At 65.9% G+C, this 10,893-nt stretch carries 9 protein-coding genes; 7 read left to right on the top strand and 2 right to left on the bottom strand.

Annotated elements, in window-relative coordinates; all coding sequences use genetic code 11:
* Nucleotides 1–201: 201 nt before the first annotated feature.
* A complete protein-coding gene (locus tag VLR48_RS13280; RefSeq protein WP_325292255.1) occupies nt 202–1,023 on the bottom strand; it encodes a DEAD/DEAH box helicase family protein in 822 nt (273 codons plus the stop codon).
* Nucleotides 1,024–1,161: 138 nt separating this feature from the next.
* On the bottom strand, nt 1,162–4,038 hold the full coding sequence (locus tag VLR48_RS13275; protein ID WP_325292254.1) for a valine--tRNA ligase: 2,877 nt from the start codon (nt 4,036–4,038) through the stop codon (nt 1,162–1,164).
* 154 nt (nt 4,039–4,192) lie between these two features.
* On the opposite strand from VLR48_RS13275, the gene VLR48_RS13270 reads away from it, so the two are divergent.
* From VLR48_RS13270 to VLR48_RS13240, 7 genes are all read left to right on the top strand, one after another.
* Nucleotides 4,193–4,987 carry an ABC transporter permease gene (locus VLR48_RS13270; RefSeq protein ID WP_325292253.1) on the top strand — a complete coding sequence of 265 codons (795 nt, stop codon included), beginning with the start codon at nt 4,193–4,195 and terminating at the stop codon, nt 4,985–4,987.
* Between the two features lie 112 nt (nt 4,988–5,099).
* Nucleotides 5,100–5,837 carry an ATP-binding cassette domain-containing protein gene (locus VLR48_RS13265; protein ID WP_325292252.1) on the top strand — a complete coding sequence of 246 codons (738 nt, stop codon included), beginning with the start codon at nt 5,100–5,102 and terminating at the stop codon, nt 5,835–5,837.
* Nucleotides 5,834–6,949, top strand: coding sequence for an MlaD family protein (locus tag VLR48_RS13260; RefSeq protein WP_325292251.1), 1,116 nt, complete (start codon nt 5,834–5,836; stop codon nt 6,947–6,949). The genes VLR48_RS13265 and VLR48_RS13260 overlap by 4 nt, the downstream gene beginning before the upstream one ends.
* Nucleotides 6,950–7,074: 125 nt before the next feature.
* Nucleotides 7,075–7,698, top strand: coding sequence for an ABC-type transport auxiliary lipoprotein family protein (locus tag VLR48_RS13255; protein ID WP_325292250.1), 624 nt, complete (start codon nt 7,075–7,077; stop codon nt 7,696–7,698).
* Nucleotides 7,699–7,743: 45 nt separating this feature from the next.
* On the top strand, nt 7,744–9,075 hold the full coding sequence (locus VLR48_RS13250) for a hypothetical protein (protein ID WP_325292249.1): 1,332 nt from the start codon (nt 7,744–7,746) through the stop codon (nt 9,073–9,075).
* Between the two features lie 6 nt (nt 9,076–9,081).
* Complete coding sequence (locus tag VLR48_RS13245; protein ID WP_325292248.1) at nt 9,082–9,984, top strand: DMT family transporter; 903 nt, start codon at nt 9,082–9,084, stop codon at nt 9,982–9,984.
* A gap of 103 nt (nt 9,985–10,087) precedes the next feature.
* Nucleotides 10,088–10,893: DNA topoisomerase (locus VLR48_RS13240; protein ID WP_325292247.1), on the top strand; the 806-nt coding region annotated here is incomplete at its 3' end.

The raw sequence follows: 10,893 nt of genomic DNA, 5'->3' as shown, positions 1-10,893 counted from the left end.
CCTCGAAGCTGCGAAAGCCGAGCTCGATGTCGGACAGGTCGCGGTCGAGCAGATAACCGCGATGGCACTCGTCGACGACGATACAGTCGTATTGGTCAACGGGAGTAGGTGCCATGCCTTCGGCCGGATAGAGCACACGCTGAACCATGGCTTGAACGGGGGCGATCTGGGCCGCGGTGTCGGTATCGGGCTGCTGCTCTTTCAGCTCCTTGATACCGAAGATGTCGGCGAAGGTCTGACGCTTTCCATTCGGGTGTCTTTGAAGGCGTTGGCGGCCTGCTCGCCCAGGGCAGAACGGTCCACAAGGAAGAGAATGCGCCGGAACCGCTGGGCCTTCAGTAGACGGTAGATGAGCGCGATGCTCGTCTTGGTCTTGCCCGTGCCGGTCGCCATCGCCAGCAGCATCAGGCGGCGACCCTGCGCGACGGCCTTTTCAGCCGCTTGGATGGCGGCGATCTGAAAGGGATACAGCGAAAAGCCGTATAGGAAGGCTTGAGCCTGGAGGTCGGCGTTGGCGCGTTCCTCGTCATGCTTGAGCAGCGCGATGAGCCCATCCGGGGTGTACCAACCGTCGAGCGCATGACCGAGGTTTTCGGGTCGACGCAGGTCGCAAAACCAGATGCCGCTGCGCGTTTCGCGCTGGCGTAGATAAGGGCGCCCGTTCGTGGAGAAGGCGAAGGGCAGCCGGTACTCGCCCCAAGGACCGCCGGGGGCTATCGACGCCTCGGGAAGCGCGAAGTCGCGGCTGTACCGCTTTGATTGTTGCAGGCTGCCGGAGACGTCGAGATTGTCGCGTTTCGCCTCGATCGTCCCGAGCGGCATCAGGCCGACGAAGAGCGCATAGTCTGCGGCTCCGGATGCCGTGGGCCACTCGGCGATTGCGAGGTTCTTGCCCTTCTCGGGGCGCGCCCCCTTCGAATGGCGAAGCACGGCTGAATCGGCGATCCAGCCCGCTTGGCGGAGTTGCTCGTCATGCGCTTCGAGCTGGGCGAAATTGGTCCCGAGAATCCTTGATTCGGTCATGAGTACCCGAACGGACGTGGCCTTCTGTGCACTTCGACCATGCCACAGCATGCCCTCGTCCACAAGGAGTGGGCCACGCCCTCATTCGAGCTTTTCGTTGTCCGGCCGATTCATCGCCTTCCCGACCGGCGACACGGCTCACAGCCCCGCAATCTTCTCCCGCTGCGCCTGCAGGTTGCCGATCGCCGTGGACTGCTCGGCGAGGCGTGCGCGCTCCTTGTCGACGACGGCGGCCGGGGCCTTGTCGACGAAGCTCGGGTTGGCGAGCTTTTGACCGATGCGGGCGATCTCGTCGGTCAGGCGACCGATTTCCTTATCGAGGCGTTTGAGCTCGGCGTCCTTGTCGATCAGTCCGGCCATGGGGATGAGGAGCTTCATGTTGCCCACGAGTGCGATCGCGGATTCGGGCGCGCTCGACTCGTCCTCGAGCAGGGTGACGGATTCGATCCGGGCGAGGAAATCCAGGTAGGGCCGGGCGACGGCGAGCCAGGTCTTGTCCTGCTCGGAGGCGTTGGCGATCAGGACCGGGAGCGGCTTGCCGGGCGCGATGTTCATCTCGCCCTTGATCCGGCGTACGCCGAGGATGACCTGCTGGACCCACTCGATCTCGGCGACGGCCTCGGGATCATCGGCTCCCGCGTCGGCGACGGGGTAGGGCGCGAGCATGATGGTCTCGCCTTGAGCGCCGGCCAGGGGCGCGACCTTCTGCCAGATCTCCTCCGTGATGAAGGGCATGATCGGGTGGGCGAGCCGCAGCAGTGTCTCCAGGGTCTCGACCAGTGTGCGGCGGGTGCCGCGCTTGGCGGCATCGCTGGCGCTCGTGCCGGTGAGCACCGGCTTGGACAGCTCAAGATACCAGTCGCAGAAGGCGTTCCAGGTGAAGTCGTAGATCGCCTGGGCGGCGAGATCGAAGCGGTAGCCTTCGATGGCGTCCGTCACCGTGGCCGTGGTGGCGTTGAGACGGGCGCGGATCCAGCGGTCTGCCGCGGACAGCTCCAGCTCGCCGCCCGACTCATCAATGGCTTGGCCGCAATCCTGATCCTCCGTGTTCATGAGCACGTAGCGCGAGGCGTTCCACAGCTTGTTGCAGAAGTTGCGGTAACCCTCGATCCGGCCCAGGTCGAATTTGACGTCGCGCCCGGTGGTGGCGAGTGCGGCGAAGGTGAAGCGCAGCGCATCGGTGCCGAAGCCGGGGATGCCGTCGGGATAGTCCTTGCGGGTCTGTTTGGCGATCTTCTCGGCCAGATGCGGTTGCATCATGCCCTTGGTGCGCTTCTCGACCAGTGCTTCGAGTCCGATCCCGTCGATCAGATCGATGGGGTCCAACACGTTGCCCTTGGACTTGGACATCTTGTCGCCGTGGGCGTCGCGCACCAGTCCGTGGATGTAGACGTCCTTGAAGGGGACATCACCCATGAACTTCAGTCCCATCATGATCATCCGGGCGACCCAGAAGAAGATGATGTCGAACCCGGTGACCAGCACCGAGGTCGGATAGAAGGCGTTCAGACGATCGGTCTGCTCGGGCCAGCCGAGCGTGCTGAAGGGCCAGAGTGCGGAGCTGAACCAGGTGTCGAGCACGTCCGGGTCCTGGAGTAGTACAACCTCGGGGCCGAAGCCGTGACGTTCGCGGACCTCGTCCTCCGAGCGGCCGACATAGACGTTGCCTTCCACGTCGTACCAGGCCGGGATGCGGTGCCCCCACCAGATCTGGCGGCTGATGCACCAATCCTGGATGTTGCGCATCCAGTCGTAGTAGGTGTTCTTCCAGTTGTCCGGGACGAAGCGGATGCGCCCGTCCTCGACCGCGGCGATGGCCGGCTCCGCCAGCGGGGCGACGCGCACGTACCACTGGTCGGTCAGATAGGGCTCGATGACGGCGCCCGAGCGGTCGCCGCGCGGCTGCTGGAGCCGGTGCTCCTTCACCGCGGCGAGCAGGCCGAGCGAGTCGAGATCGGCGACGATCAGCTTACGGGCCTCGTAGCGGTCGAGCCCGACGTAGGCGGCGGGCAGCAGCGCACCTTCTTCGGGCTGGTTGGCGCGGATCGCGGCATCCGGGGTGAGGATGTTGATCAGACCGCCGTGCGGCTGATCGGCGATCCCGGTCTCGTCGCGGTGGCGCAGCCAGACCTGATGGTCGTTGAAGTCATGCGCGGGCGTGATCTTCACGCAGCCTGTCCCGAACTCCGGATCGGCGTGCTCGTCGGCGATGACGGGGATGCGCCGCCCGGTCAGGGGCAGCTCGACGAATTCGCCGATCAGGTGTCTGTAGCGCGGGTCTTCCGGGTTGACGGCCACGGCGCAGTCGCCGAGCAGGGTCTCCGGGCGGGTGGTGGAGACGACCAAATGCGTCGGGCCCGTCGCGCCGGGCGGCAGCGCCAACGGGTAGCGGATGTCCCACATGTGGCCGGACTCTTCCTCCGAGATGACCTCGAGGTCGGAGACCGCCGTGTGCAGCGCCGGGTCCCAGTTCACCAGGCGTTTGCCGCGATAGATCAGCCCCTCTTCGAACAGACGCACGAAGACCTCGCGCACCGCGTTGGAGAGCCCCTCGTCCATGGTGAAGCGCTCGTGCTGCCAGTCCAGCGAGGAGCCGAGACGGCGCAGCTGGCGGGTGATGTTGCCGCCGGACTCCTGCTTCCACTCCCAGACGCGCTCGATGAAGGCATCGCGTCCGAGGTCGTGACGGGTTCGGCCGGCGGCCTCCAGTTGGCGCTCGACGACCATCTGGGTCGCGATCCCGGCATGGTCCGTGCCCGGCTGCCAGAGGGTGCGATCGCCCTTCATGCGGTGATAGCGCACCATCGTGTCCATGATGGTGTTGTTGAACCCGTGCCCCATGTGGAGATTGCCGGTCACGTTGGGCGGCGGGATCATGATGCAATAGGCTCCGCCGTCCGCGCCTTCGGTCCGGGTGCTTCCGGTCTGGTCGGCCGGGACGAAATAGCCCTTCTCTTCCCAGAGGCGATACCAGTTTTTCTCGAGGGTTTGGGGGTCGTAGTTCTTATCCAGCATGATGGTGTCGCCGTCCGAGAAGCGCGTTCGAAATGAAGTCGCGAGTATAACCGAAGGCGCCCGGCCCTTACGGGGCGCTCATCTGAGATGGAGCGCTGCGGCGCCCGAGGTTTAAGATGAATGTCCAATCTGCACGGGGACCCGGTCAGGCGTGATGGGAGTCGAGGACAGGCACAGGGGGCCCTTCAGCGGGCCGACCGGCTGGATCGAGGAGATCGGCTTCGCCGCCATCGCCCTTGCGAGCTGTCTCGGCCTGTATTTGAAGATCCTGCTCGGCCGAGCACGCCTGGACATGCCGGCCTTCGCCGCATCCCTGCGTCAGGCCGGGCTCTCCATTCTTCCGGCCATCACCTTGGTCACCGCTTCCCTCGGTTTGATCCTCGGCCATCAGATCGAGTCTATCCTGACGGAGCTCGATCTACCCGGGCTTGTCGTCTTGACACTGACCTATGCGACCGTGATGGAACTGGTGCCGATCCTGGTCGGGATCCTGGTAGCGGGTCGGGCCGGTGTCGCGCTGGCCGTTCGACAGGCCACACTGACGGTGACCGGCGAGATGGACGGACTGCTCGCAAGCGGCATCCACCCCGTCCAGTTCACCGCCGGTCCGGTCCTGCTGGCGATGTTGCTGATGAGCTTCGCCTTCGTGGTTTGGGGGACGCTGGTCACCTTTGCGGCGGCCGGCGCCTGGTTGTGGACGATAGCGGGGATCTCCCCTGCGCTGCTCTTCGAGTCGTTGATCCGAGCGCTCAGCGTCGGAGCCCTCGTCGAGGCGTTGGTGAAGCCCTTGCTGTTCGCGCTCTTGATCGCCCTGATCGCGACGGTCAACGGCACAGGCGCGGGGCGCAACCCGGAGGGCATCTCGCGGGCCGCGACAAGGACCATGATCGGGGCCGTGTCGGCGATCTTGGTGATGGACCTTCTATATATTCTGTTTCTGCGGGCGTGATGCAGCAGCCGCCAGCCGCCAGCCTCCGGCCTCCGGCCTGCAGCGAGACCGTACGGTGTGCCGGTGGCGCAGGCCATGACCTTGCGCGGCGACGGCGGCCCCTGTGGGTGCCATGACTGCGGCACTGGTGCTCGACGGGGTTTACCAGCATGTCGGCGGACGCATGGCGCTCGACGACATCCGGCTCTCGCTGCCGGAGGGTGCTTGGCTGCTGATCTGCGGGCCGAACGGAGCAGGCAAGAGCCTCTTGACCCGGTTGATCTTGGGACTGGATCGGCCCTCGGCGGGTACAATCGAGGTTCTGGGACAGGATCTGAGTCGGCTCGGCGAGGCCGCGATGGTGCGTCTACGCGGCGACATCGGAGCGGTGCTGCAGCGCGGCTCGCTGCTCTCCGACTACAGTGTGCTCGACAACCTTCTGCTGCCCCTGCGCAGCGCACCCATGACTCGTTATGACATGGCACGGGCGGCGCGCTTGGTGATGACCTTGCTGGGGCTGGACGGACTGGAGAATCACATGCCGCGCGCACTCTCATTGGGCCAACAGCGGCGTGTGGAGCTGGCGCGTGCACTCATCCATCGGCCGAAGCTGCTGGTCTGGGACGGCCTTTCGGATGGACTGGACCCGACTGTCCCCCGCGAGACCTTGGGGGTCCTGCAGACTTTGAGGAAGAACGGCACCCTGAGCCTGATTGCGACCGACAACGTCCCGGATGCCTTGGCCGGAGCCGCCGATCGGATTGCCGTGATGGAGCGCGGCCAACTCCTGTTAGAGGGCACGCCGCAGGCGCTCGAATCCGCCGGCGCGACCCGTCTGGAGCTGCGCGCAGCCTCGTGGAGACATCCATGACCGATGTCCCGAGCCCGGCAGATCGCCGGCTGGATCGGCTCTATTCCCCGCCCGAGATCGGCGCGCCGGGCAAGCGGCGGGCGCGGGCCGAGCGTCGCGATCTTCTGTTCGCCGGCATCTTCGTGATTGCGATGGCAGCCTTCGCCGTGGCTGCGTTCACCCTGGTTCTTCCCGGTCTGTTCGGGAAGACCTACCGACTACAGGCGTATTTTCCCGATGCCGATGGACTCGACGCCGGGCTGCAGGTCGTCCAAGAGGGCTATGTCATCGGTCTGGTCGAGCGGGTCGAGCCGGTCTTTCCGAGCGCCGATGCCCATCGGCTCCATTGCCCGGTGCCGTCTGCCGACATGCCGGCGCGCTCGCCGACCCTGCCTTGTTTCCGCGCGACCTTGCGGATCCGCGACAACTGGCCGATTCCCAAAGGCAGTCAGGCGCAGTTGGCGCCGCTGGGTTTGTTGAAGGGGGAGGCGATCAGCATTCGGCCCGGCAGCTCCGCGGATCTCTATGCCGACGGGGCCGTCATCGACGCCAAGCCCCCCGATGTCGACCTGACCGAGCGGCTCGTCTCGCTCACCGAGACGGTCCGCATCGTGGTCGAGGACAGCATCGCCCCGACGCTCGCGAGCATCCGCGACCAGGTCAAGACCATCGAGCTGCTGATCGGCACCGGGGAGGACCAAGGCGAGAATCGCGATCGCCTTGCGGGGGCATTCGAGAATCTCCGGCTTCTGTCGGAGAACCTCGTCACCGCGGTCGATCCGGATGCGATCGGCGCCATCCTCGGCTCGGTGGAGGAAATGTCCGCGAGCCTCGCGCTCATCACCGGCGACATGACCGGCAGTACCAAGGACATCCGGCGCGCGGTGGCCGATTACGGCGATCTCGCGGTGGACATCCGGGGCTTGGTCAACGAGAACCGCCCGGCCATTCAGAGCTCGCTCGACGACACCCAGTTCCTGCTGCAGTCACTCTCCGCCGCCTTGACCCCCATCTTGACCAACATCGAGGATGCGAGCCGCAATCTGTCGGCGCTCGCGCGCGACCTGCGCGGCGATCCGACCCTGATCATCAAACGCCGCGAGCAAGAGGAGCAGACACCTTGGTTCCGCTGAGGGTCGATCTCCCGTATCAGGCGTCGACGATCTCGAGCCGCCTTTCAACGCGCTCGAAACGGTCGCTGAAACGATTGACGACGCCATTTCAACGCCCTATGTCCGATAGGATCGCTATTCGACGCTTGCCCCATGTCCTTCCGGCCCTGATCCTCACCTTGGTCGTGAGCGGTTGCGGCTCGCCCGCGCCCATGCGGCCCGACCTCTTCTATTCGCTCGACCCCGAGCCGTTGGAGTCCCCGGCCGGCGCGGCGCTGCCGGGCACCTTGCTGGTGTCGGATCTGGCAGCGCGCGGCTTCCTCGGCGGGCGACAGATCGTCTTCCGCACCGAGGCCGAGCCTCTGCAGGTGCAGCGCTACGACGACCTCCTCTGGGCCGACCCTGTACCGCGCGCCCTCTCGCGCAACCTGGTCCGTGCCGTGCGGCATGCGCAGGTCTTCGAGTTCGCCTTGATCCCGGCCGACCGTGTCCGTGCAGACTACCTGCTCGGCGGCGAGGTGGAGCGTTTCGAGCATCTGCCGACGGCGACGCCACCGCGGGTGGTCGGCGCGCTCAACCTGGCCCTGGTGCGCGCCGACGACCGTCGCTCCGTCTGGGACCGCAGCTACCGGGCAGAGGTCGAGGTGCAGGGCGACACGCCGGACGCGATGGCCGAGGCATTCAACCGACTGGCGGCCCTGCTGGCCGCCGATGTGGTGCGCGACCTTCGAACGCTGCCACGAGCCACGCGCTCCTCGGTGACCCCATGATCGGCGCGATGGGATTGGTCTTGTGTGTCTGCCCGGACGGTGTCGATGCGACCTGATCGGTTCGCGGCGCTCTATCCCCGCGGTCTGGACCGGATGCGCGTCGCTTGGGATCATCTGCGCATCCCGGGGCCGCCGGCCGAGTATGCGCTGACCCGCACCGAGGTCGAGCATCCCGACCCGGAGCGACGCTTCGCCCGCCGCACGATTGGGGAGATCCTCTGCGACGGCGACCGGCTGGCCCTGATCGACAAGGCGTCGCCCCACAGCCTCTTCGACCTCATGGTGTCGGAAATCTCGGATCCTCCGAAGGCCACACCCTGCGCCGTGGAGCCCATCACCGGCCGCGTCCTCTGGCGGACCGGGCTTGCCTTCGTGCGCTTCGTCTCCGACCCGGATGTGATACGCCGCTTCGATCTGGACGACGGCGAGCTGCATCTCGCGCTCAACTGCGACCCCAACACGCACGATCGCGAGAGCGTGCAGGCGGCCAAACAGTTTCATCTGCATCTCCTTTACTGGAGCGGCGAGACCTTGAAGCCGTTGGAGCGCGCCGGGCGATTCGGCGCCGTCGCGGATGTCCGGCTGCGCCGTCAAGCCATCGACCCGCTCGCCTTCCTGGGTGCGCAGCTGATTCATGCCTCGCTGGCCGGATTCGACCTCGGCATCCCGGGTGCCCGGCTGGCGATGCCCGACGAGCGGCTGACGATCCGCGGCGACCGGCCGCTCGGCTGCCTGATCGAGCTACCCGGCTGGCAGGTGCTCGGCGATCCCGCGTTCGAGGATCTCATCCGGCGTCTGCATCTGCGCCTCGAGTCGCTGGCAGCCGATCTGCTCGAGGTCTTCACCGGGCATCGGCGACCGCCGTCGCCTTGGCATCGCCATGCGCTCCGCACCGATGCCGATATCGCGCGCGGTCTCGGCGCGCTGCCGGTGTCCGCCCGGATTCGGGCCGGGCTGCGCGAGATGTCCCTGGCGCTTCGAGACCTTCCCGCGTCGACCGCTCGCCGCTTGGAGCGGAGCGACGCGCGTCGGCGCATGGATCTCATGACACTGAATCAGCCCTGCTACGCCCTGAATCTCCATGCCCCCGCGCGCAACCGCCTCGGGGCAGTGCTCAACGACGCCGGGGTCGTGCACCTGACCATCCAGCCGAAGCTCTTCTCGGGCATCGGCGGGGCCGGTCTGCTCGGGCTCGGCGGTGTTCCCAGCGTGCGGATCCTGCGTGGCGAGGGTCGATTGAGCGTCGAGAGCTGGCAGCGTCGAGGCCGGTTCCAGCGCGCGTTCGCCGAGCTCAATCAGCGCATCCAGGGCGATGATCCGGACATCCGTTTCGGTCAGCTCAAGCGGTTCGTCGACCCGAGCACCGGTTGGGCATGACCGCGGATGGATTTCTCCGATATTGCCCACCTCTGGATCCTCTTCTCGCTGGCGTCGGCCTTCTTTCACGCCTCTCGCCTCGCGGTCACCAAACATCTCAGCCTCGACTTCTCGACCGAGGTCCTGACGTTTTACGTCAACCTCAGCAGCCTGCTCATCACACTGCCGCTGATCCTCTGGTATCGCGACTTTCCCTTCCATGAGCCGGCCTATCTCATGGCCGTCCTCAGCGGGGGCATCTTATCGGCATTCGGCGGATGGGCGTTGAACGCGGCGCTGCACAAGACCGAGGTCTCGCTGGTCGGACCCCTGATGACGCTCACGCCGGGGTTCGCGATCCTGATCGAATGGCTCATCACCGGCGCCTTGCCGGCGTCGGTCGGGCTGATCGGTGTGGTCCTGTTGGTGGGCGGGGGCTACATCCTGAGTCTCGGCGATCACGAGGTGCGCTGGTACCTCCCCTTCAAGCGACTGGTGACGGACCCGGGCAGCGTTCTGGGGCTCATTGCTGCCGCCTGCTTCGCCGCCGCGAGCGTGGTCGGGCGGATCGGCATCCAACTGAGCGATCCGCTGTCGTTCGCGGTGATCGTCGCGCTCGTCAATCCGCTAGTCATCTTCGTCCTCTTCAGCCTCCGCGACCGGGGTTTTTATCGGCAGATCTTCACGTCGCAGGCGCGCCGTCGCATCCGCCCACTGCTGGTCCTCGGGGCGCTGTTCGCGCTCATGCGCATCGCCGACCAGATCGCACTCAGCCTGACGTTGGCCTCCTACGCCATGGCCGTGAAACGCACTGCCGGAATCTTCTCCGTCGTCCTCGGGCGTTGGTTCTTCAACGAGCAGCATGTCGTCATCAAGCTGATCGGCGCCGCCGTTATGCTGCTCGGGGTGGTGGCCTTGACGCAGAAGTAGGCCATCGGACCCGAGGCCGACTTTCGGCGGTTTGCCGCGAGGCCGGCTGTCGGATTACGCTGCTCTAATCCGACCTACGCGGCGGGTTGGAAGGGAGATCTGGATGGCGATCGTGGTGGTTGCGGAAAAGCCGAGCGTTGCCCGCGATATTGCGCGGGTGTTGGGTGCGCGTCGCAAGGGCGAGGGGTTTCTCGAAGGCAATGGCTATCGGGTCACCTGGGCGATCGGACACCTGATCCATTTTGCCGAGCCGGATGAGTACGGCGAGGTGAAGGGTGTCGACTGGGCGGCGCGTTGGTCTGCAGGCCAGCTCCCGATGATCCCCGAAGCATGGAAGCTCAAGACATCGAAGCAGACCGCGGCCCAGTTCAAGCTGGTCAAGGCACTGATCACGGCACCCGACACCGAGCGTCTGGTGTGCGCGACGGATGCCGGGCGCGAAGGCGAGCACATCTTTCGCCTCATCTATCAGCACGCCCGCTGCAGAAAGCCGTTCGACCGGCTCTGGATCTCCAGTCTGACCGACGAGGCGATCCGCGAGGGTTTCCGGGCGCTCCGCCCGGGCAAAGCCTACGATCATCTGGCCGATGCCGCGCGGGCCCGTGCTCAGGCGGATTGGCTGATCGGCATGAACCTTACGCGGGCCTACACGGTGCACAACCGCGTGCTTTGTACCATCGGCCGGGTGCAGACGCCGACCCTGGCGATGATCGTCGCCCGTGATCAGGCGATCGCGAGCTTCACCAAGGCGTTTTTCTACGAGCTGGTCGCGCACCTGGTCGCCGAGGATTCCGCGCGTTTCGACGCCCGCTATGTCCGCGACGGCGAGACCCGCATCGAGAAGAAGGAAGAGGCCGAGCGGCTCCATCGCGAGCTGAGTCCCCACCGCACCGGCACGGTGACCAAGGT

The organism is Thiocapsa sp. (genome assembly GCF_035467215.1).
Lineage (GTDB): Bacteria > Pseudomonadota > Gammaproteobacteria > Chromatiales > Chromatiaceae > Thiocapsa.
The sequence above is the reverse complement of the archived record's forward strand: the minus strand, read 5'-3'. Positions and strand labels throughout refer to the sequence as shown.